This is a genomic window from Bacillus sp. FSL W8-0640, from assembly GCF_038007725.1.
Classification (GTDB): domain Bacteria; phylum Bacillota; class Bacilli; order Bacillales; family Bacillaceae_G; genus Bacillus_A; species Bacillus_A cereus.
Window position 1 is genome coordinate 247,501 of record NZ_JBBOXT010000001.1, and the last position, 22,500, is coordinate 270,000.

Genomic DNA, 22,500 nt, shown 5'->3' on the forward strand with positions numbered 1-22,500 from the left:
TATTCCTGTACCACCTCTTTATCGTTTGAGCAATGGAGGGACGCAGAAGGATAGAAGAAGCGTGCGATTGGTTGTGCACGTCCAAGCAGTTAGGCTGATAAGTAGGCAAATCCGCTTATCATAAAGGCTGAGCTGTGATGGGGAAGCTCCTTATGGAGCGAAGTCTTTGATTCCCCGCTGCCAAGAAAAGCTTCTAGCGAGATAAAAGGTGCCTGTACCGCAAACCGACACAGGTAGGCGAGGAGAGAATCCTAAGGTGTGCGAGAGAACTCTGGTTAAGGAACTCGGCAAAATGACCCCGTAACTTCGGGAGAAGGGGTGCTTTCTTAACGGAAAGCCGCAGTGAATAGGCCCAAGCGACTGTTTAGCAAAAACACAGCTCTCTGCGAAGCCGTAAGGCGAAGTATAGGGGGTGACACCTGCCCGGTGCTGGAAGGTTAAGGAGAGGGGTTAGCGTAAGCGAAGCTCTGAACTGAAGCCCCAGTAAACGGCGGCCGTAACTATAACGGTCCTAAGGTAGCGAAATTCCTTGTCGGGTAAGTTCCGACCCGCACGAAAGGTGTAACGATTTGGGCACTGTCTCAACCAGAGACTCGGTGAAATTATAGTACCTGTGAAGATGCAGGTTACCCGCGACAGGACGGAAAGACCCCGTGGAGCTTTACTGTAGCCTGATATTGAATTTTGGTACAGTTTGTACAGGATAGGCGGGAGCCATTGAAACCGGAGCGCTAGCTTCGGTGGAGGCGCTGGTGGGATACCGCCCTGACTGTATTGAAATTCTAACCTACGGGTCTTATCGACCCGGGAGACAGTGTCAGGTGGGCAGTTTGACTGGGGCGGTCGCCTCCTAAAGTGTAACGGAGGCGCCCAAAGGTTCCCTCAGAATGGTTGGAAATCATTCGTAGAGTGCAAAGGCATAAGGGAGCTTGACTGCGAGACCTACAAGTCGAGCAGGGACGAAAGTCGGGCTTAGTGATCCGGTGGTTCCGCATGGAAGGGCCATCGCTCAACGGATAAAAGCTACCCCGGGGATAACAGGCTTATCTCCCCCAAGAGTCCACATCGACGGGGAGGTTTGGCACCTCGATGTCGGCTCATCGCATCCTGGGGCTGTAGTCGGTCCCAAGGGTTGGGCTGTTCGCCCATTAAAGCGGTACGCGAGCTGGGTTCAGAACGTCGTGAGACAGTTCGGTCCCTATCCGTCGTGGGCGTAGGAAATTTGAGAGGAGCTGTCCTTAGTACGAGAGGACCGGGATGGACGCACCGCTGGTGTACCAGTTGTTCTGCCAAGGGCATAGCTGGGTAGCTATGTGCGGAAGGGATAAGTGCTGAAAGCATCTAAGCATGAAGCCCCCTCAAGATGAGATTTCCCATAGCGTAAGCTAGTAAGATCCCTGAAAGATGATCAGGTTGATAGGTTCGAGGTGGAAGCATGGTGACATGTGGAGCTGACGAATACTAATAGATCGAGGACTTAACCATATAATATGTAGCAAATGTTATCTAGTTTTGAAGGAATATGCCTTCATAGTTTGGTGATGATGGCAGAGAGGTCACACCCGTTCCCATACCGAACACGGAAGTTAAGCTCTCTAGCGCCGATGGTAGTTGGGACCTTGTCCCTGTGAGAGTAGGACGTCGCCAAGCTATTTATATTGTCGCGGGGTGGAGCAGCACGGTAGCTCGTCGGGCTCATAACCCGAAGGTCGCAGGTTCAAATCCTGTCCCCGCAACCAAATGGTCCCGTGGTGTAGTGGTTAACATGCCTGCCTGTCACGCAGGAGATCGCCGGTTCGACCCCGGTCGGGACCGCCATTTCATATAAAGAAAAGAACGAAACAAGTTGTTTCGTATTTTTTTATTTGTTTTAACAAAAAACTAATAAAGACAGTCAAACTATCCTTAGGACAACTCCTAAGGACTTTTTTATATATTCAAAACCTGTATAATAAAGAGCAGAGAACATTGTGAGTAAAGTAGGTGAAGTCTGTGAGTAAATATGAAGTAACAACAAAATCTTCTGAGGAAACACAAAGGTTATCAGAAAAACTAGGTAAGCTCGTAGAGGCACAAGACGTAATTATTTTAGAAGGAGATCTTGGAGCTGGTAAGACGACTTTTACAAAGGGACTAGCAAAAGGTCTTGGAGTGAAAAGAGTTGTAAATAGTCCTACCTTTAATATCATCAAAGAATATAAAGGAAGATTACCGCTATATCATATGGACGTGTATCGCTTAGCAGAAAGTGAAGAGGACTTAGGCTTTGATGAATATTTCTACGGTGAAGGAATTACGGTAGTAGAATGGGCTCATTTAATAGAAGCATATTTACCGAATGAAAAGTTACAAATTAGTTTATTCCATGCTGGAGATGACACAAGAAAAATTATACTCGAGCCAATTGGAGATCGCTATATTAGATTATGTGAGGAGCTATTACAAGATGAAAGTACTAGCAATTGATACTTCAAATTACGTAATGGGTGTATCCCTTATTGAGGAAGGAAACGTAATTGGGGAAATCATTACAAATTTAACAAAAAACCATTCTGTACGTCTTATGCCAGCTGTAGAGAAACTGTTAAAAGAGTGTGGCGTAAAACCGAAGGAATTAACTAAAATCGTTGTAGCTGCTGGACCTGGATCCTATACAGGTGTTCGCATAGGCGTGACAGCGGCGAAAACATTAGCTTGGTCACTTCAAATACCAATTGTAGGTGTATCAAGTTTAGAGGTAGTAGCTGCAAACGGTGCTAACTTTAACGGGTTAATTTGTCCTTTATTTGATGGAAGACGTGGGCAAATTTATACTGGGTTATATACATATGAAGGAGAGCAGTTAACTTCAATAGAAGAAGACCGAATTATTCTTATTGTGGACTGGTTGCAAATGTTAAAAGATAAAGGACAGCCTGTTTTATTTATCGGTAACGATGTTAAATTGCATAAAGAAACAATTATAGAACATTTAGGTGATCAAGCTGTATTCGCTCCATTTACTAAAAATAACCCAAGACCAAGTGAGCTAGCATTCTTAGGATTACAAAAAGAAGAACAAGATGTGCATACGTTTGTTCCAAGCTATCTTCGTTTAGCTGAAGCTGAAACAAAGTGGTTAGAAAGTCAAAACAAGTAGGAGCTTGCAGAAGATGGATATGATATTTAGAAAGATGGAGCTTGATGATATTGCTCAAATTGTAGCTATTGAAGAAGCGTCTTTTTCAACTCCTTGGACTGCAGATGCCTTTCACCGTGAATTAACGATGAATGAACATGCACATTATATTGTGTTAGAAAAAGATGGTCGTGTAGTCGGGTATTGTGGATTGTGGATAATTATTGATGAATCACATATAACAAATATAGCTATTTTGCCAGAATACCGAGGTCAAAAGTTAGGAGATGCCCTATTGAAAGCAGTTATTTCTGAAGCGAAAGAACTAGGGGTAAAAACAATGACACTTGAAGTACGTGTATCAAATGAAGTAGCAAAGCAGTTATACAGAAAATACGGATTTCAAAATGGTGGGATTCGTAAACGATACTATGCAGACAATCAGGAAGATGGTCTCGTAATGTGGGTGAATATATAATGGAAAAAAATACGATTATACTTGGTATTGAAACAAGTTGTGATGAAACAGCAGTAGCAGTTGTTAAAAATGGAACGGAAATTATTGCGAATGTCGTTGCATCACAAATTGAAAGTCATAAACGTTTTGGCGGCGTTGTACCAGAGATTGCATCCCGTCATCATGTAGAAGAAATTACAGTTGTGTTAGAAGAAGCTTTAAAGGAAGCAAACATCACATTTGATGATATTGATGCAATTGCTGTAACAGAAGGTCCTGGTTTAGTAGGAGCACTTCTAATTGGAGTAAATGCAGCGAAGGCAGTAGCGTTTGCACATGATATTCCGTTAGTCGGTGTTCATCATATTGCTGGTCATATTTATGCGAACCGTTTAGTAAAAGAAGTTCAATTCCCGTTATTATCACTTGTTGTATCTGGTGGGCATACGGAACTTGTTTATATGAAAGAACATGGTTCATTCGAAGTAATTGGTGAAACACGAGACGATGCAGCTGGAGAAGCATATGATAAAGTAGCTCGTACGTTATCTATGCCATATCCAGGTGGTCCTCATATTGATCGCCTTGCACATGAAGGAGAACCGACAATTGATTTGCCTCGTGCATGGCTAGAACCGGATTCATATGATTTTAGCTTTAGTGGATTGAAATCAGCAGTTATCAACACTGTGCATAACGCAAAACAACGCGGTATAGAAATTGCGCCAGAAGATTTAGCGGCAAGTTTCCAAGAAAGTGTAATAGATGTACTTGTAACGAAAGCAGCTCGTGCAGCAGAAGCTTATAATGTAAAGCAATTACTTCTTGCTGGTGGAGTAGCTGCTAATAAAGGACTTCGTGCGCGATTAGAAGAGGAATTTGCACAAAAAGAAAACATTGAATTAATTATTCCGCCGCTATCTTTATGCACAGATAATGCAGCGATGATTGCAGCGGCAGGGACAATTGCTTATGAACAAGGTAAGCGTGCAACATTAGCCTTAAATGCAAATCCAGGATTAGATATTGAAGCATAGTTATGCACATAATTAACCACAGGTTGTGGATAAAACCCATATTGTCTGTTGATAATGTGGGTTTTATTGTGTATATAAAATGTTGATAACTTTTTTGTTGATTGTGGATAATGTGGAAAAGTTATTTTAAGGTTTATTTTATAAAGGTGGATATGTGTATAAACTTGTGGATAAATAGGATGATGTCAGACCTTTGAATTTGTTCTTTTTCGGGAAATAAAAAGTAAGAAGATATCCCCGAAAAACATTTTGAAACATCTCCCTATTATAGAAGGTGCTAATATTGTCAATCTTTGTCGTTAAATCGATATTTCGTGTCGAATTGTTAATATATATAGGGTTACAATAGATATATTTGAAAAATCGTTGGTATATTCTAAGTTACGATTGATATACTCAAAAAATTGTTTCTGTATTAAAAGAAAAAAAGATGTCGCATAGTCAAAAATCCTGACTTATGAGACATCTTCCTTATTTAAATATGCTTATACATGCAGCTCTTCCCATTCTGCCATGCAAGTTTCAAGTTGTTCTTGTAGCGTTTGCTTTTTAGTTGTAATTTCACTAGCTTTTTCATAATCTGCATATATTTCTGGTAAGCAAAGTTGATCTTCTAACGTAGCAATTTCTTCTTCTAATTCCAATATACTTTGTTCTAGCTCTTCAATTTTTCTAGTGCGTTGACGCTCTAGTTTTTTACGCTCTTTTTCTTCTAAATAATTTAATTTCTCTTGTGCAACCACCTTTTGAACAGGAATGTCACTTTCTTGCTGTTCAAGTTCTGCACGTTCAATCATTTCATTTTTCTTTTCAACGTAGTAATCGTAATCCCCTAAATATTCCTGTGCACCTTCTGTTGATAACTCAACCACAGTCGTTGTTACACGGTTAATAAAGTAGCGGTCATGTGAGACGAATAGAAGAGTCCCTGGATAATCAATTAAAGCATTCTCCAAAATTTCTTTACTATTTAAATCAAGGTGGTTCGTAGGCTCATCTAGAATTAATAAATTTGATTTTTGCATCATAAGTTTTGCAAGAGCTAATCGAGCTTTTTGTCCACCACTAAGGGAAGATACTGGTTTCAGTACATCATCTCCTGTGAATAAAAAATTCCCGAGTATAGTACGGATTTCTTTTTCAGGTTGCAGTGGATATTCATCCCATAGTTCATTTAAAACCCGTTTAGAAGATGTTAAGTTTGCTTGTTCTTGATCATAATAACCAACAGATACATTTGATCCGAAAGAAACATCACCATTTAATAGTGGTAACTTATTCACAATAGACTTTAACAATGTGGATTTCCCAATTCCGTTTGGACCAACTAAAGCAACACTATCTCCGCGAGTTAAGCGCATAGTTACATGTTCAATTATAGGGTTCTCATCATAGCCAATGGTTGCATCATTTACTTGTAAAACATCATTTCCACTTTGCTTTTCAATATCGAAGTGGAATGATGCTGACTTAGAATCCCCTAATGGTCTCGTTAATAATTCCATTCTGTCTAGTTGTTTACGACGACTTTGAGCACGTTTCGTTGTAGAAGCGCGAGCTATATTCTTTTGAACGAAGTCCTCAAGTTTTGCGATTTCATCTTGTTGTTTTTCGTAACGTTTCATTTCTTGCTCATATAATGCTGATTTTAAGTCTAAATATTTACTGTAGTTACCAACAAATCGTCTGCTTTCTTTATTTGAAATTTCATATACTTGTGTAACGAGTTTGTCTAAGAAATAACGGTCATGTGAAACGATTAATATTGCGCCAGGATAACCTTGTAAATATTGCTCAAGCCACGTTAATGTTTCGATGTCTAAATGGTTTGTAGGCTCATCCAAAATAAGTAAGTCTGGTTTTGTTAATAATAATTTCCCGAGAGCTAATCTTGTTTTTTGCCCGCCGCTTAAAGTAGAGATCGTCGTCTGGTGCGTTTCAACTGGGAAGCCAAGGCCGCTTAAAATGGAGCGAATATCCGCTTCATATTGATATCCACCTTGATCTTTATAATTGAGTTGCAATTGGTCATAATCAGCTAACAATCTTTCATATGTAGCTTCGTTTGAAAAGTTTTCTTCTTTTCCCATTTCTTGCTCAAGCCTTCGAAGTTTTGTCTCCATTTGCTGTAAGTGGGTAAAGACGGTTAGCATTTCATCCCAAATTGTTAAAGACGTTTCTAGTCCAGTATTTTGAGCTAAATATCCGATTGAGACATCTTTCGGTTTTATAATTTCGCCACCATCATGAGATAATTCACCAGCGATAATTTTTAATAATGTAGATTTGCCTGCTCCATTCCTTCCAACTAATGCGATACGATCTTTTGTTTGTACTTCCAATTTTATGTTTGCAAGAATCGTTTCTGCACCGTATAATTTCGAAAGCGCGTTTACTTGTAATAAAATCAATGTTTTCACCTCAAATAATTTCTTAACTTTGCCATGTTTATATTTCTCAATCATACTAAAAATAGTGTATAGTTTAAAATAAAGAGAGAATACTTCTTCTCTTTATTATACAAGGAATTTAATGAGTGCTAAACTTCTGTATTTGATTAAAGTATATGAATAAAGATAGGAAGAGAGGAGAGGTCATATGGATCAGCAAAAGATTCCACAAGCCACTGCTAAAAGATTGCCTCTATACTATCGATTTATCCAAAACTTATCTCTTTCTGGTAAGCAGCGTGTTTCATCGGCCGAATTGAGTGAGGCAGTAAAAGTAGATTCCGCAACAATACGAAGAGATTTTTCGTATTTTGGAGCGTTAGGGAAAAAGGGATATGGATATAACGTAAATTATTTATTATCATTTTTCCGCGAAACACTTGATCAAGATGATATAACACGTGTAGCACTTATTGGAGTAGGTAATTTAGGGACCGCTTTCTTACATTATAATTTCACGAAAAACAATAATACAAAAATTGAAATGGCATTTGATGTTAGTGAAGAGAAAGTTGGAACAGAAATCGGGGGCATTCCTGTATATCATTTAGATGAATTAGAAGAGAGATTATCAAATGATATACAAGTGGCAATATTAACAGTACCGGCTACAGTAGCACAAGCTGTAGCAGATAGATTAGCTGAAACGAGCGTGCACGGTATTTTGAATTTCACACCAGCGCGATTAAACGTATCAGAGAATATTAGAATTCATCATATTGACTTAGCTGTAGAGTTACAAACATTAGTTTACTTTTTGAAAAACTATCCACAATAAAACGCAGAGGAAGCGACCTCTGCGTTTTATTATTGTTTCTTCTTTGTGAATTTGATTAATATAAGGCGAAGTGCCAAATTAAAATCAATTGTTGCCATAACTGCAAATAGTATTGTCCACATATTCCAGATTGTATCTGTCACGTTCGTAATGGCGAAGCGTGTAAAGATACATCCAAGAAGGAAGTATAGTGCAGCCATGAACAATGGTGAGTTTCTCATACAAAAAATCCTCCGATAAAGCCTTGCATTTTTTCAGCTTCTTTAATCATTTCTTGAATTTGTTCATTGCTCATAAAAATTTGCCCAATAGCGACTAATGTATTCATCGCAACATGAGCTGCAATCGGAACGATAATACGTTTCGTCTTCACATATAAGAAGGCGAATACGAGCCCCATAGCAGTGTATACCAATAAATGAGTAAAATCAAAATGAATTGCTGCGAATACAAGCGAACTAATGATAGCTGCAATAAAGAAGTTAAACTTCTTATAAAGTGCACCAAATAAAATTTTTCTAAATACGATTTCTTCTAAGATAGGTCCAATTATAGATACAACAATAAGGAACCAAGGGGTCGTTCTTGCAATCTCCATCAGTTTCATTGTATTTTCTGAACCTTGTTTAATTCCTAGCAGCTGCATCTCGATCATACCGGCAACTATTTGTGAAAAGAAAGCTAAGAAGAACCCGATGAAAATCCATCCAATAGTAGCTGGAGCAGAAGAGCGCTTTGGATCTAAATGCCTGTCACGAATATCTGTTCTAAGTAACCAAAGTACGATACATAATGCAACAAAGAAGCTAATAATTGCCCAGTGTCCCGTTATGATTTGTCCTTTTTCCTCAATGGTAAATCCTCTATTATCATAGAGTCCTGTTTTTAGGAGAAGTGGCAATCCAACAACGCCAGATAACTGCATTAAAATGTATGTAACGATAATCCACCAGTATTGTTTCTTCAAATGGTTTAACCATCCTTTCTAACTATAGTGTATGAGATAAGTTAGGATAACATGTAAATATGCTACCTACGATATAAACCTCACTTGAATTATGTTTTTTTCGTAAATCCTTATTTGAAATTATAATAGAAGACAGGAGAAAGTTGTGTGTGTAGCGAAAACAACTTAGGGTGTCCTTTCATATTGTAACATACGAGCAGTGGAAACAACGATTCATATAGTAAAGGCAGTATTCTATATAGAAAGTTTATATAGTGATTTGCGAAAAAATTATGATTTTTTTACTTGCAAAAGAAATTGAGATTATTTATTATTATAAGTGTGTTAGCACTCGGATGACTTGAGTGCTAATAAAAGAAAATTACATAACAAAATGAGGAGGTTATTGTTCATGCTAAAGCCATTAGGTGATCGCGTTGTAATTGAGCTTGTTCAAGCAGAAGAAAAAACAGCAAGTGGTATTGTATTACCAGATACTGCAAAAGAAAAACCACAAGAGGGTAAAGTAGTTGCAGTAGGTACTGGTCGAGTGCTTGAGAATGGTGAGCGTGTTGCTTTAGAGGTAGCAGCAGGTGATCTTATCATCTTCTCAAAATATGCAGGTACTGAAGTGAAATATGAAGGTACAGACTACTTGATTTTACGTGAAAGTGACATTTTAGCAGTTATCGGTTAATTATATAAATCTTAAAAAATCCAAGGGGGTCAATTATTATGGCAAAAGATATTAAATTTAGTGAAGAAGCACGTCGTTCGATGCTTCGCGGTGTCGACACTCTTGCAAACGCAGTAAAAGTTACGCTTGGACCAAAAGGTCGTAACGTTGTACTTGAGAAAAAATTTGGTTCACCACTTATTACAAATGATGGTGTAACAATCGCAAAAGAAATCGAATTAGAAGATGCATTCGAAAACATGGGTGCGAAATTAGTAGCAGAAGTTGCTAGCAAAACAAATGACGTAGCTGGTGACGGAACAACAACTGCAACTGTATTAGCGCAAGCTATGATTCGTGAAGGTCTTAAAAACGTAACAGCTGGTGCTAACCCAATGGGTCTTCGTAAAGGTATCGAAAAAGCTGTTACTGCTGCAATCGAAGAATTAAAAACGATTTCTAAACCAATCGAAGGCAAATCTTCTATCGCACAAGTAGCTGCTATTTCTGCAGCTGACGAAGAAGTGGGTCAATTAATCGCTGAAGCAATGGAGCGCGTTGGTAACGACGGCGTTATTACTTTAGAAGAATCTAAAGGCTTCACAACAGAATTAGACGTAGTAGAAGGTATGCAATTTGATCGTGGATATGCATCTCCTTACATGATTACTGATTCTGACAAAATGGAAGCAGTTCTTGATAACCCATACATCTTAATCACTGACAAAAAGATTTCTAACATTCAAGAAATCTTACCAGTATTAGAGCAAGTGGTACAACAAGGTAAACCACTTCTTATCATTGCTGAAGATGTAGAAGGCGAAGCGTTAGCTACATTAGTAGTGAACAAACTTCGTGGTACATTCAACGTAGTAGCTGTTAAAGCTCCTGGATTTGGTGACCGTCGTAAAGCAATGCTAGAAGATATCGCAATCTTAACAGGTGGCGAAGTAATCACTGAAGAATTAGGTCGTGACTTAAAATCTGCTACAGTTGAATCTTTAGGACGCGCTGGTAAAGTTGTTGTTACAAAAGAAAACACAACTGTAGTTGAAGGTGTAGGAAGCACAGAACAAATCGAAGCTCGCATCGGTCAAATCCGTGCGCAATTAGAAGAAACAACTTCTGAATTCGATCGTGAAAAATTACAAGAGCGTCTTGCAAAACTTGCAGGTGGCGTAGCGGTAATTAAAGTAGGTGCAGCAACTGAAACTGAGTTGAAAGAACGCAAACTTCGTATTGAAGATGCACTTAACTCAACTCGTGCAGCAGTAGAAGAAGGTATCGTTGCAGGTGGTGGTACTTCACTTATGAACGTATACACAAAAGTAGCTTCTATCGTAGCTGAAGGCGACGAAGCAACAGGTATCAACATCGTACTTCGCGCACTAGAAGAGCCAGTTCGTCAAATCGCAATCAACGCTGGTCTAGAAGGATCTGTAGTTGTAGAGCGTCTAAAAGGCGAAAAAGTAGGCGTTGGTTTCAACGCAGCTACTGGCGAATGGGTTAACATGCTTGAGTCTGGTATCGTAGATCCAGCTAAAGTAACTCGTTCTGCACTTCAAAACGCAGCATCTGTTGCAGCTATGTTCTTAACAACTGAAGCTGTAGTAGCTGACAAACCAGAACCAAATGCACCAGCAATGCCTGACATGGGCGGCATGGGCATGGGCGGTATGGGCGGAATGATGTAATTCCGTTTGCCCTAAAAAACATCCATTTCTATATAGAAATGGATGTTTTTTTATGTTTTTTAGAAAAGGAAATGAATTTCTGTAGAATTTTGTCGCTTTCTCTCTTGACCATATTGATATTTCATTGTTAGAATCTAGGAAGATAATATAAAACGATCCTTCATATATCCTCAATGATATGGTTTGAGAGTCTCTACCGGGTTACCGCAAACAACCTGACTATGAAGGCAGTGTGTCTTATATTTATAAAGAGCGGAGACTATCTTTCTTTATAAAGCCAGACCCCTGCCTTTTCTTTGTTATGAGACTAGAGGCGGAGGACTGGCTTTTTTTATTATATTGGTAATGCTTTTCGCCAAATTGGTGAAAATATTTATATACGAGAACTAACGTTGGGGTGATTATTTTGAAGAAACAACACGATACAATTATCGTTTTAGATTTTGGAAGTCAATACAATCAGTTAATAGCACGTCGAATTCGTGAGTTCGGTGTATACAGTGAACTTCATCCACATACAATTACTGCAGAAGAAATTAAAGCAATGAATCCAAAAGGGATTATTTTCTCTGGTGGACCAAATAGCGTATACGGTGAAGGTGCATTACATTGTGATGAAAAAATCTTTGAACTAGGTTTACCAATCTTCGGTATTTGTTACGGTATGCAGCTTATGACGCAACACTTCGGTGGTAAAGTAGAGCGTGCAAATCACCGTGAGTACGGAAAGGCTGTTCTTAAAGTAGAGAACGAATCAAAATTATATGCGAACCTTCCAGAAGAGCAAGTTGTATGGATGAGCCATGGTGACTTAGTAACTGGTTTACCTGAAGGATTCGTAGTAGACGCAACAAGTGAGTCTTGCCCAATTGCTGGTATGAGCAATGAAGCGAAAAACTTATACGGTGTACAATTCCACCCAGAAGTACGTCACTCTGAGCACGGTAACGATTTAATTAAAAACTTCGTATTCGGCGTATGTGGTTGTTCTGAAGGATGGAACATGGAGAACTTTATCGAAGTAGAATTAGAAAAAATTCGTGAAACTGTTGGAGACAAAAAAGTACTATGCGCACTTAGTGGCGGTGTAGACTCTTCTGTTGTAGCAGTATTAATTCATAAAGCAATCGGCGATCAATTAACTTGTATTTTCGTTGACCACGGCTTACTGCGTAAAGGCGAAGCAGAAGGCGTTATGAAAACATTTAGCGAAGGCTTCCACATGAACGTTATTAAAGTGGATGCAAAAGAACGCTTCATGAACAAGTTAAAAGGTGTAGAAGATCCAGAACAAAAACGTAAAATCATCGGTAACGAATTCATTTACGTATTTGATGATGAAGCGTCTAAATTACAAGGTATGGACTTTTTAGCACAAGGTACACTTTACACAGACATCGTTGAAAGTGGTACAGCAACTGCACAAACAATTAAATCTCACCACAACGTTGGTGGACTTCCAGAAGACATGCAGTTCAAATTAATTGAGCCTTTAAACACGTTATTTAAAGACGAAGTACGTGTATTAGGATCTGAACTAGGAATTCCTGATGAAATCGTATGGCGTCAACCATTCCCAGGACCGGGTCTTGGTATTCGTGTATTAGGTGAAATTACAGAAGAGAAATTAGAAATCGTTCGTGAATCTGATGCGATTTTACGTGAAGAAATTATTAAAGCGGGCTTAGACCGTGAAATCTGGCAATACTTCACTGCACTTCCTGGTATGCGTAGCGTAGGTGTTATGGGTGACGAGCGTACTTACGATTACACAGTAGGTATCCGTGCAGTAACATCTATCGACGGTATGACAGCTGACTGGGCACGTATCCCTTGGGACGTATTAGAGAAAATCTCTGTACGTATCGTAAACGAAGTAAAACACGTTAACCGTATCGTGTATGATGTAACGAGTAAGCCACCAGCAACTATTGAGTGGGAATAGTATTTATAAAAAGGTCCATCTATTGCTTATGCATAGATGGATCTTTTTTATTTTGGCATTAATACGAACGAAACTATAAAAGTTTATGAAAATGTTCGTTTTTAAATTGACAAAACTACTTCGTCGAGTTAATATGATTATGTAATTCAAACGAAAAGTGAATATTATAGCCGTCGTATAATATCGGGGATATGGCCCGAAAGTTTCTACCTAGCTACCGTAAATGGCTTGACTACGAGGCGTTTGTATAAAGATGAGGGGAAACTTGTCTTTGTTTATAGAACGCTTCCATGTATATATGCAATGGAAGCCTTTTTTATTTCTCGGGATAAAAGAGGGCTAGGGTGAAATACGGCGAGTAATCATATAACGGGGGAAACATAGGATGAAACGCTATTTTCAGTTTGATGAGCTCGGTACGAATTATAAGACTGAGTTCATAGCAGGGTTAACGACATTTTTATCTATGGCTTACGTACTATTTGTCAATCCTGCTACGCTGTCGCTTGGAAATGTTAAAGGGTTACCAGCAGGTACAGGGATGGATCCAGGTGCAGTATTCGTTGCTACGGCATTAGCGGCAGCGATCGGTTCGTTAATTATGGGTATTTTCGCGAAGTATCCAATTGCTTTAGCGCCAGGTATGGGGATTAACGCGTTCTTTGCTTATACAGCAGTCTTAACGATGGGTATTCCGTGGCAAACGGCCATTGCCGGAACATTAATGTCAGGTATTATCTTTATTATTCTTACTGCTTCAGGTATTCGTGAAAAAATCATTAATGCAATTCCATCGGAGTTAAAGTTTGCAGTAGCAGCAGGTATTGGATTATTCATTGCTTTCCTTGGATTCCAAAATGCCGGAATTATCGTGAAAAACGATGCGGTTCTTGTTGGGTTGGGGGACTTAACAAAGGGCACAACGTTACTAGCAATCTTCGGGGTTGTTACTACGATCATCTTCATGATTAAGAAAGTTAATGGTGCAGTATTCTACGGTATGATTCTTACAGCGATCTTAGGAGTTGCAACAGGATTAATTGATACTCCGAAAGCTGTAGTGGGAGCAATACCGAGTCTAGAACCAACGTTCGGTGTGGCGTTAACGCACTTCGGCGATATTTTCACAGTTCAAATGGGGATTGTTATTATAACGTTCTTCTTTATAGATTTCTTTGATACAGCAGGTACGCTTGTAGCGGTTGCGAATCAAGCAGGATTAATGAAGAACAATAAATTACCACGTGCAGGAAAAGCGTTATTTGCAGATGCGATTGCAACTGTAATTGGTGCGATCTTGGGTACATCAACAACAACGTCTTACATTGAATCGTCTGCAGGGGTAGCAGCGGGAGGACGTTCTGGATTTACAGCAGTTGTAACAGCAGGATTCTTCTTACTGGCACTATTCTTTTCGCCATTATTAAGTGTTGTAACGCCAGCTGTAACGGCACCGGCTTTAATTATTGTAGGAATCTTGATGGTTTCTTCCTTAGGGGAAATTGATTGGAAGAAATTCGAGATTGCAGTACCAGCATTCTTTACAATTATCTCTATGCCACTTACGTATAGTATCGCAACTGGGATTGCCATTGGATTTATCTTCTATCCAATTACAATGGTTGTGAGTGGTCGTCGTAAAGAGGTTCATCCGATTATGTATGTTATGGGAGTTTTATTCGTGCTATATTTCATCTACGTTCGTAAATAAAAGGGGTTTTTTAAAGGTCTAGACTTAAGGGGAGTCTAGACCTTTTTGCGTCTTCAGAAAATCTTAAGGATTTCCGAGCGTTTTTCTTCAGAAGTTTTCCTATAATAGAAGTTAGGGATTAAAAAAGTGATGGGGGAGATATTGTGGCACACGAAACAATACTTGTCGTAGATGATGAAAAAGAAATTCGGAATTTAATTACAATCTATTTAAAGAATGAAGGATATAAAGTATTACAAGCAGGAGACGGAGAAGAAGGATTACGTCTATTGGAAGAAAATGAAATACATCTAGTCGTATTAGATATTATGATGCCGAAAGTGGATGGTATTCATATGTGTATGAAGGTAAGGGAAGCGAAAGAAATGCCTATTATTATGCTTTCTGCCAAAACGCAAGATATGGATAAGATTTTAGGATTAACAACAGGGGCAGATGATTACGTAACGAAGCCCTTTAATCCATTAGAGTTAATTGCACGAATTAAATCTCAGTTACGCCGTTATATGAAAATGAATGGTTTCGCTGTCCAAAATGAGGACGAGTTAGAAATTGGGGAGATGAAAATCAACATCTCGACCCATAAAGTTGTTGTAGAGGGAGAAGAAGTGAAACTAACTCCGAGGGAATTTTCAATTTTAGAATTGCTAGCTAGAAATCCAGGTATGGTGTTTAGTGCGGAGCAAATTTATGAAAAGGTGTGGAACGAACGATCTTTCCAGTCTGATAATACTGTAATGGTGCACATTCGGAAAGTGCGTGAAAAGATTGAGGAGAATCCAAGGAAACCTAGATATATAAAAACAGTATGGGGAGTGGGGTATAAGATTGAAAAAGATATTTAATCCGTTTACTTATATAAGGAAAATAAGAGAATTAATTGAGAAATTAGTAAAGAGCGTACGAAAGAGTATAAGGATTCAATTGATTACTACTTTTGCTGCTTGTGCGTTATTAGGAGTTTTGTCAGCGAAGGGAGCTGCGCCATTTTTTGAGAATGCGAATCGTCAAGCAACTATCGATTATCGGGCTGGTATGGAACAAATTAATCACCAAGCTCAAGGAGCGGCAAATAGTTCGGTTCATGAAAATAAATTAGAAGCTATATCAAATATGATCGAAATGGAGAACCAAAATTTAGAGCAAGGGTCTAGAGCTTTAAAGATATTGGTTACTGATGAAAGTGGTAAAGTTTTATATAAAACAAAGCAAGCGCAAGAAGAGCAAATCGATTTGCATAATACGATTCGTAATGCAGCATCATTTGCGATTAATTATACAGATGGTAGAAATGTATTTGAAAGTACAAGAAAAGAGTTTATATCTTTTTCACCTATTACTATTGAAGGAAAGAATTTGTACATGTTTGTTAGCGGAATTCCAGAGGGAGAGGTAATGTATGATACGAAAGAAGGGCCATTCCCGTTTTTAATTGGTGTTCTTGTATTCATTTTCTCTTTCTTCTATATAACAAAGAGAAAGATGAAGCAGATTGAAGCAATGGCACAAGGTGTAAAGGAAATAGAAAGAGGCAACTTAGCGTACCGCATTGAGAAAAAAGGTGAAGATGAGATTGCAGCTTTAACTGAGAATATTAATAATATGGCAGAAGAGCTTATGAATAATATAGAAAAGGAACGTAAATTAGAGAAGCAAAAGAATGAGCTTATTACGAATGTATCTCACGATTTACGCACACCGCTGACTTCTATTATGGGCTACTTACGATTACTTCGAGATTCTAAATATGAAAATAAAGAACAACACGATGAGTATACGAGAATTGCTTTTGCAAAGTCGGAGCAGTTAAAAAATTTAATAGAAGATTTATTTGAGTATACGAAGTTAACAAATGAACAAGTTGTATTAGAAAAACAGGAAGTTTGTATGAATGAGCTACTCGAGCAATTAATAGAAGAGTTAGTACCGCAGGCGGAAGAACATGGACTTACGTTTGTTAAGAAGTTTCCTGAGGAACGTGCTTATGCATCGATTGATTCGGAAAAGATGGTTCGTGTATTTGATAATTTACTAATGAATGCGATTAAGTATAGTAAAGATGATGCAGATATAAAAGTTTCTCTTCAAAGGCAGCGTAGGGATATACAAATTGTAATTGCGAATCATAGTGAAGAGTTTACGAGAGAAGAGTTAGCGAATTTGTTTGAACGTTTCTATAAGAAGGATCAATCTCGAAGTAGAGTAACGGAAGGGTCGGGACTCGGTTTAGCGATTGCGAAAAGTATTGTTGAGTTACAAGGTGGTAGTATTCGAGCGGAATATAGGGATGGTATTATTCAATTTATCGTTTCGTTACCAATTATAGAAAAATAATAAATGAATAGAATGATATGTGATAAAAAGGCTTATTTTAAAAGAAATAAGCCTTTTTATATTTTTTATAAAAACATATTGACGATTAGAGCTTAGAGGTGTAATATAGAACAAGTCGCCGATGACAATAACGTCGCAAGCGACAAATGAAATAAAAAAACTTAGTTGACATTAACTAACGAAGATGTTAACATAAGGAAGTCGCAAATGAGCGACCAAGTAGTTCTTTGAAAACTGAACGAAACAAACAACGTGAAACGTCAATTTTTATTTTAGATGCTAGACAAACTAACTTTATTGGAGAGTTTGATCCTGGCTCAGGATGAACGCTGGCGGCGTGCCTAATACATGCAAGTCGAGCGAATGGATTAAGAGCTTGCTCTTATGAAGTTAGCGGCGGACGGGTGAGTAACACGTGGGTAACCTGCCCATAAGACTGGGATAACTCCGGGAAACCGGGGCTAATACCGGATAATATTTTGAACCGCATGGTTCGAAATTGAAAGGCGGCTTCGGCTGTCACTTATGGATGGACCCGCGTCGCATTAGCTAGTTGGTGAGGTAACGGCTCACCAAGGCGACGATGCGTAGCCGACCTGAGAGGGTGATCGGCCACACTGGGACTGAGACACGGCCCAGACTCCTACGGGAGGCAGCAGTAGGGAATCTTCCGCAATGGACGAAAGTCTGACGGAGCAACGCCGCGTGAGTGATGAAGGCTTTCGGGTCGTAAAACTCTGTTGTTAGGGAAGAACAAGTGCTAGTTGAATAAGCTGGCACCTTGACGGTACCTAACCAGAAAGCCACGGCTAACTACGTGCCAGCAGCCGCGGTAATACGTAGGTGGCAAGCGTTATCCGGAATTATTGGGCGTAAAGCGCGCGCAGGTGGTTTCTTAAGTCTGATGTGAAAGCCCACGGCTCAACCGTGGAGGGTCATTGGAAACTGGGAGACTTGAGTGCAGAAGAGGAAAGTGGAATTCCATGTGTAGCGGTGAAATGCGTAGAGATATGGAGGAACACCAGTGGCGAAGGCGACTTTCTGGTCTGTAACTGACACTGAGGCGCGAAAGCGTGGGGAGCAAACAGGATTAGATACCCTGGTAGTCCACGCCGTAAACGATGAGTGCTAAGTGTTAGAGGGTTTCCGCCCTTTAGTGCTGAAGTTAACGCATTAAGCACTCCGCCTGGGGAGTACGGCCGCAAGGCTGAAACTCAAAGGAATTGACGGGGGCCCGCACAAGCGGTGGAGCATGTGGTTTAATTCGAAGCAACGCGAAGAACCTTACCAGGTCTTGACATCCTCTGAAAACCCTAGAGATAGGGCTTCTCCTTCGGGAGCAGAGTGACAGGTGGTGCATGGTTGTCGTCAGCTCGTGTCGTGAGATGTTGGGTTAAGTCCCGCAACGAGCGCAACCCTTGATCTTAGTTGCCATCATTAAGTTGGGCACTCTAAGGTGACTGCCGGTGACAAACCGGAGGAAGGTGGGGATGACGTCAAATCATCATGCCCCTTATGACCTGGGCTACACACGTGCTACAATGGACGGTACAAAGAGCTGCAAGACCGCGAGGTGGAGCTAATCTCATAAAACCGTTCTCAGTTCGGATTGTAGGCTGCAACTCGCCTACATGAAGCTGGAATCGCTAGTAATCGCGGATCAGCATGCCGCGGTGAATACGTTCCCGGGCCTTGTACACACCGCCCGTCACACCACGAGAGTTTGTAACACCCGAAGTCGGTGGGGTAACCTTTATGGAGCCAGCCGCCTAAGGTGGGACAGATGATTGGGGTGAAGTCGTAACAAGGTAGCCGTATCGGAAGGTGCGGCTGGATCACCTCCTTTCTATGGAGAATTGATGAACGCTGTTCATCAATATAAGTTTCCGTGTTTCGTTTTGTTCAGTTTTGAGAGAACTATCTCTCATATATAAATGTATGTTCTTTGAAAACTAGATAACAGTGTAGCTCATATTTTTTAATTTTTAGTTTGGTTAAGTTAGAAAGGGCGCACGGTGGATGCCTTGACACTAGGAGTCGATGAAGGACGGGACTAACGCCGATATGCTTCGGGGAGCTGTAAGTAAGCTTTGATCCGAAGATTTCCGAATGGGGAAACCCACCATACGTAATGGTATGGTATCCTTATCTGAATACATAGGGTAAGGAAGACAGAACCAGGGAACTGAAACATCTAAGTACCTGGAGGAAGAGAAAGCAAATGCGATTTCCTGAGTAGCGGCGAGCGAAACGGAACATAGCCCAAACCAAGAGGCTTGCCTCTTGGGGTTGTAGGACATTCTATACGGAGTTACAAAGGAACGAGGTAGACGAAGCGACCTGGAAAGGTCCGTCGTAGAGGGTAACAACCCCGTAGTCGAAACTTCGTTCTCTCTTGAATGTATCCTGAGTACGGCGGAACACGTGAAATTCCGTCGGAATCTGGGAGGACCATCTCCCAAGGCTAAATACTCCCTAGTGATCGATAGTGAACCAGTACCGTGAGGGAAAGGTGAAAAGCACCCCGGAAGGGGAGTGAAAGAGATCCTGAAACCGTGTGCCTACAAATAGTCAGAGCCCGTTAACGGGTGATGGCGTGCCTTTTGTAGAATGAACCGGCGAGTTACGATCCCGTGCGAGGTTAAGCTGAAGAGGCGGAGCCGCAGCGAAAGCGAGTCTGAATAGGGCGTTTAGTACGTGGTCGTAGACCCGAAACCAGGTGATCTACCCATGTCCAGGGTGAAGTTCAGGTAACACTGAATGGAGGCCCGAACCCACGCACGTTGAAAAGTGCGGGGATGAGGTGTGGGTAGCGGAGAAATTCCAATCGAACCTGGAGATAGCTGGTTCTCCCCGAAATAGCTTTAGGGCTAGCCTTAAGTGTAAGAGTCTTGGAGGTAGAGCACTGATTGGACTAGGGGTCCTCATCGGATTACCGAATTCAGTCAAACTCCGAATGCCAATGACTTATCCTTAGGAGTCAGACTGCGAGTGATAAGATCCGTAGTCAAAAGGGAAACAGCCCAGACCGCCAGCTAAGGTCCCAAAGTGTGTATTAAGTGGAAAAGGATGTGGAGTTGCTTAGACAACTAGGATGTTGGCTTAGAAGCAGCCACCATTTAAAGAGTGCGTAATAGCTCACTAGTCGAGTGACTCTGCGCCGAAAATGTACCGGGGCTAAATACACCACCGAAGCTGCGGATTGATACCAATGGTATCAGTGGTAGGGGAGCGTTCTAAGGACAGTGAAGTCAGACCGTAAGGACTGGTGGAGTGCTTAGAAGTGAGAATGCCGGTATGAGTAGCGAAAGACGGGTGAGAATCCCGTCCACCGAATGCCTAAGGTTTCCTGAGGAAGGCTCGTCCGCTCAGGGTTAGTCAGGACCTAAGCCGAGGCCGACAGGCGTAGGCGATGGACAACAGGTTGATATTCCTGTACCACCTCTTTATCGTTTGAGCAATGGAGGGACGCAGAAGGATAGAAGAAGCGTGCGATTGGTTGTGCACGTCCAAGCAGTTAGGCTGATAAGTAGGCAAATCCGCTTATCGCGTATGCTGAGCTGTGATGGGGAAGCTCCTTATGGAGCGAAGTCTTTGATTCCCCGCTGCCAAGAAAAGCTTCTAGCGAGATAAAAGGTGCCTGTACCGCAAACCGACACAGGTAGGCGAGGAGAGAATCCTAAGGTGTGCGAGAGAACTCTGGTTAAGGAACTCGGCAAAATGACCCCGTAACTTCGGGAGAAGGGGTGCTTTCTTAACGGAAAGCCGCAGTGAATAGGCCCAAGCGACTGTTTAGCAAAAACACAGCTCTCTGCGAAGCCGTAAGGCGAAGTATAGGGGGTGACACCTGCCCGGTGCTGGAAGGTTAAGGAGAGGGGTTAGCGTAAGCGAAGCTCTGAACTGAAGCCCCAGTAAACGGCGGCCGTAACTATAACGGTCCTAAGGTAGCGAAATTCCTTGTCGGGTAAGTTCCGACCCGCACGAAAGGTGTAACGATTTGGGCACTGTCTCAACCAGAGACTCGGTGAAATTATAGTACCTGTGAAGATGCAGGTTACCCGCGACAGGACGGAAAGACCCCGTGGAGCTTTACTGTAGCCTGATATTGAATTTTGGTACAGTTTGTACAGGATAGGCGGGAGCCATTGAAACCGGAGCGCTAGCTTCGGTGGAGGCGCTGGTGGGATACCGCCCTGACTGTATTGAAATTCTAACCTACGGGTCTTATCGACCCGGGAGACAGTGTCAGGTGGGCAGTTTGACTGGGGCGGTCGCCTCCTAAAGTGTAACGGAGGCGCCCAAAGGTTCCCTCAGAATGGTTGGAAATCATTCGTAGAGTGCAAAGGCATAAGGGAGCTTGACTGCGAGACCTACAAGTCGAGCAGGGACGAAAGTCGGGCTTAGTGATCCGGTGGTTCCGCATGGAAGGGCCATCGCTCAACGGATAAAAGCTACCCCGGGGATAACAGGCTTATCTCCCCCAAGAGTCCACATCGACGGGGAGGTTTGGCACCTCGATGTCGGCTCATCGCATCCTGGGGCTGTAGTCGGTCCCAAGGGTTGGGCTGTTCGCCCATTAAAGCGGTACGCGAGCTGGGTTCAGAACGTCGTGAGACAGTTCGGTCCCTATCCGTCGTGGGCGTAGGAAATTTGAGAGGAGCTGTCCTTAGTACGAGAGGACCGGGATGGACGCACCGCTGGTGTACCAGTTGTTCTGCCAAGGGCATAGCTGGGTAGCTATGTGCGGAAGGGATAAGTGCTGAAAGCATCTAAGCATGAAGCCCCCTCAAGATGAGATTTCCCATAGCGTAAGCTAGTAAGATCCCTGAAAGATGATCAGGTTGATAGGTTCGAGGTGGAAGCATGGTGACATGTGGAGCTGACGAATACTAATAGATCGAGGACTTAACCATATAATATGTAGCAATGTTATCTAGTTTTGAAGGAATATGCCTTCATAGTTTGGTGATGATGGCAGAGAGGTCACACCCGTTCCCATACCGAACACGGAAGTTAAGCTCTCTAGCGCCGATGGTAGTTGGGACCTTGTCCCTGTGAGAGTAGGACGTCGCCAAGCGACTTTAAGACGAGTCAGAATGACTCGTCTTTTTTGTGTTTTATAACTTCTTTTCAAAGCTAAATATTTTGAAGTGCTGCTCATTTTTTAAAAGATTTTTGAGTACGTAGCTATATAAGTTTTATTCAATTTGTTTCGTGATTTTTGACAGGTAATTTAAGATTTTCTATTTTATTTCTTAAAGATAGAATTCATTGGTATGTTAAAATAGTACAGTTGTTTTTGATGTACTTTAATATAAGAAGATTTAAGTTAGAAAAGGAGATAATATGAAAAA

General features: G+C 41.0%; 15 protein-coding genes, 2 tRNA genes, 5 rRNA genes and 2 riboswitches (2 of these 24 cut by a window edge). Of the genes, 19 read left to right on the forward strand and 3 right to left on the reverse strand.

Annotation, left to right across the window (positions count from 1 at the left end; all coding sequences use genetic code 11):
• The 8 genes from N2V80_RS01440 to tsaD all read left to right on the forward strand — a co-directional run.
• Nucleotides 1–1,485: ribosomal RNA gene (locus N2V80_RS01440) — 23S ribosomal RNA — on the forward strand (it extends 1,436 nt beyond the left edge of the window).
• 49 nt (nucleotides 1,486–1,534) lie between these two features.
• Nucleotides 1,535–1,650: ribosomal RNA gene (gene rrf, locus N2V80_RS01445) — 5S ribosomal RNA — on the forward strand.
• A gap of 12 nt (nucleotides 1,651–1,662) precedes the next feature.
• A tRNA-Met gene (locus N2V80_RS01450) sits at nucleotides 1,663–1,739 on the forward strand.
• Nucleotides 1,740–1,742: 3 nt separating this feature from the next.
• Nucleotides 1,743–1,818 (forward strand) — tRNA-Asp (locus N2V80_RS01455).
• 174 nt (nucleotides 1,819–1,992) lie between these two features.
• Complete coding sequence (gene tsaE, locus N2V80_RS01460; protein WP_000049648.1) at nucleotides 1,993–2,466, forward strand: tRNA (adenosine(37)-N6)-threonylcarbamoyltransferase complex ATPase subunit type 1 TsaE; 474 nt, start codon at nucleotides 1,993–1,995, stop codon at nucleotides 2,464–2,466.
• Complete coding sequence (gene tsaB / locus N2V80_RS01465) at nucleotides 2,447–3,139, forward strand: tRNA (adenosine(37)-N6)-threonylcarbamoyltransferase complex dimerization subunit type 1 TsaB (protein ID WP_000865753.1); 693 nt, start codon at nucleotides 2,447–2,449, stop codon at nucleotides 3,137–3,139. The genes tsaE and tsaB overlap by 20 nt, the downstream gene beginning before the upstream one ends.
• 13 nt (nucleotides 3,140–3,152) lie before the next feature.
• Entirely contained in the window at nucleotides 3,153–3,596 is a 444-nt protein-coding gene (gene rimI, locus N2V80_RS01470) for a ribosomal protein S18-alanine N-acetyltransferase (protein WP_000367190.1), read from the forward strand.
• Complete coding sequence (tsaD, locus tag N2V80_RS01475) at nucleotides 3,596–4,612, forward strand: tRNA (adenosine(37)-N6)-threonylcarbamoyltransferase complex transferase subunit TsaD (RefSeq protein WP_000414585.1); 1,017 nt, start codon at nucleotides 3,596–3,598, stop codon at nucleotides 4,610–4,612. The genes rimI and tsaD overlap by 1 nt, the downstream gene beginning before the upstream one ends.
• Before the next feature lie 485 nt (nucleotides 4,613–5,097).
• On the opposite strand, the gene N2V80_RS01480 is transcribed toward tsaD, so the two are convergent.
• Nucleotides 5,098–7,023, reverse strand: coding sequence for an ABC-F family ATP-binding cassette domain-containing protein (locus tag N2V80_RS01480; RefSeq protein ID WP_000602145.1), 1,926 nt, complete (start codon nucleotides 7,021–7,023; stop codon nucleotides 5,098–5,100).
• Nucleotides 7,024–7,210: 187 nt separating this feature from the next.
• On the opposite strand from N2V80_RS01480, the gene N2V80_RS01485 reads away from it, so the two are divergent.
• On the forward strand, nucleotides 7,211–7,840 hold the full coding sequence (locus N2V80_RS01485) for a redox-sensing transcriptional repressor Rex (protein ID WP_000372699.1): 630 nt from the start codon (nucleotides 7,211–7,213) through the stop codon (nucleotides 7,838–7,840).
• A gap of 29 nt (nucleotides 7,841–7,869) precedes the next feature.
• Here the strand turns inward: N2V80_RS01485 and N2V80_RS01490 are convergent, their stop codons facing one another.
• Together N2V80_RS01490 and N2V80_RS01495 are read right to left on the reverse strand one after the other, a co-directional pair.
• A complete protein-coding gene (locus tag N2V80_RS01490; protein WP_001246200.1) occupies nucleotides 7,870–8,061 on the reverse strand; it encodes a YdiK family protein in 192 nt (63 codons plus the stop codon).
• Nucleotides 8,058–8,807, reverse strand: a complete 750-nt coding sequence (locus tag N2V80_RS01495; protein WP_000745326.1) for a CPBP family intramembrane glutamic endopeptidase — start codon at nucleotides 8,805–8,807, stop codon at nucleotides 8,058–8,060. The genes N2V80_RS01490 and N2V80_RS01495 overlap by 4 nt, the downstream gene beginning before the upstream one ends.
• 391 nt (nucleotides 8,808–9,198) lie before the next feature.
• Between N2V80_RS01495 and groES the strand changes: the two genes are divergently transcribed.
• The 10 genes from groES to N2V80_RS01545 form a co-directional block, all read left to right on the forward strand.
• Complete coding sequence (gene groES / locus N2V80_RS01500) at nucleotides 9,199–9,483, forward strand: co-chaperone GroES (protein WP_000917311.1); 285 nt, start codon at nucleotides 9,199–9,201, stop codon at nucleotides 9,481–9,483.
• A gap of 38 nt (nucleotides 9,484–9,521) precedes the next feature.
• The gene (gene groL / locus N2V80_RS01505) at nucleotides 9,522–11,156 is read left to right on the forward strand and encodes a chaperonin GroEL (RefSeq protein ID WP_001029993.1); all 1,635 of its coding nucleotides are present in this window, start codon (nucleotides 9,522–9,524) and stop codon (nucleotides 11,154–11,156) included.
• A 140-nt stretch (nucleotides 11,157–11,296) separates the two neighbouring features.
• Nucleotides 11,297–11,398: riboswitch (purine riboswitch) on the forward strand.
• Between the two features lie 164 nt (nucleotides 11,399–11,562).
• On the forward strand, nucleotides 11,563–13,101 hold the full coding sequence (gene guaA / locus N2V80_RS01510) for a glutamine-hydrolyzing GMP synthase (RefSeq protein ID WP_000743906.1): 1,539 nt from the start codon (nucleotides 11,563–11,565) through the stop codon (nucleotides 13,099–13,101).
• Between the two features lie 153 nt (nucleotides 13,102–13,254).
• Nucleotides 13,255–13,356: riboswitch (purine riboswitch) on the forward strand.
• Nucleotides 13,357–13,486: 130 nt separating this feature from the next.
• Entirely contained in the window at nucleotides 13,487–14,812 is a 1,326-nt protein-coding gene (locus N2V80_RS01515) for an NCS2 family permease (protein ID WP_000833096.1), read from the forward strand.
• Nucleotides 14,813–14,955: 143 nt separating this feature from the next.
• Entirely contained in the window at nucleotides 14,956–15,657 is a 702-nt protein-coding gene (locus N2V80_RS01520) for a response regulator transcription factor (protein ID WP_000929880.1), read from the forward strand.
• Complete coding sequence (gene ampS / locus N2V80_RS01525) at nucleotides 15,641–17,146, forward strand: aminopeptidase AmpS (protein WP_000719210.1); 1,506 nt, start codon at nucleotides 15,641–15,643, stop codon at nucleotides 17,144–17,146. Before N2V80_RS01520 ends, ampS begins: the two co-directional genes overlap by 17 nt.
• Before the next feature lie 294 nt (nucleotides 17,147–17,440).
• A 16S ribosomal RNA gene (locus tag N2V80_RS01530) occupies nucleotides 17,441–18,992 on the forward strand.
• 146 nt (nucleotides 18,993–19,138) lie between these two features.
• A 23S ribosomal RNA gene (locus tag N2V80_RS01535) occupies nucleotides 19,139–22,059 on the forward strand.
• Between the two features lie 48 nt (nucleotides 22,060–22,107).
• Nucleotides 22,108–22,223: ribosomal RNA gene (rrf, locus tag N2V80_RS01540) — 5S ribosomal RNA — on the forward strand.
• The 16S, 23S and 5S rRNA genes sit together here, the layout of an rRNA operon.
• 269 nt (nucleotides 22,224–22,492) lie before the next feature.
• Nucleotides 22,493–22,500, forward strand: partial view of an alpha/beta hydrolase gene (locus N2V80_RS01545; protein ID WP_000723977.1) — the start only. 952 nt of this gene lie beyond the right edge of the window; only the first 8 of its 960 coding nucleotides appear in the window; the start codon lies at nucleotides 22,493–22,495; the stop codon falls past the right edge of the window.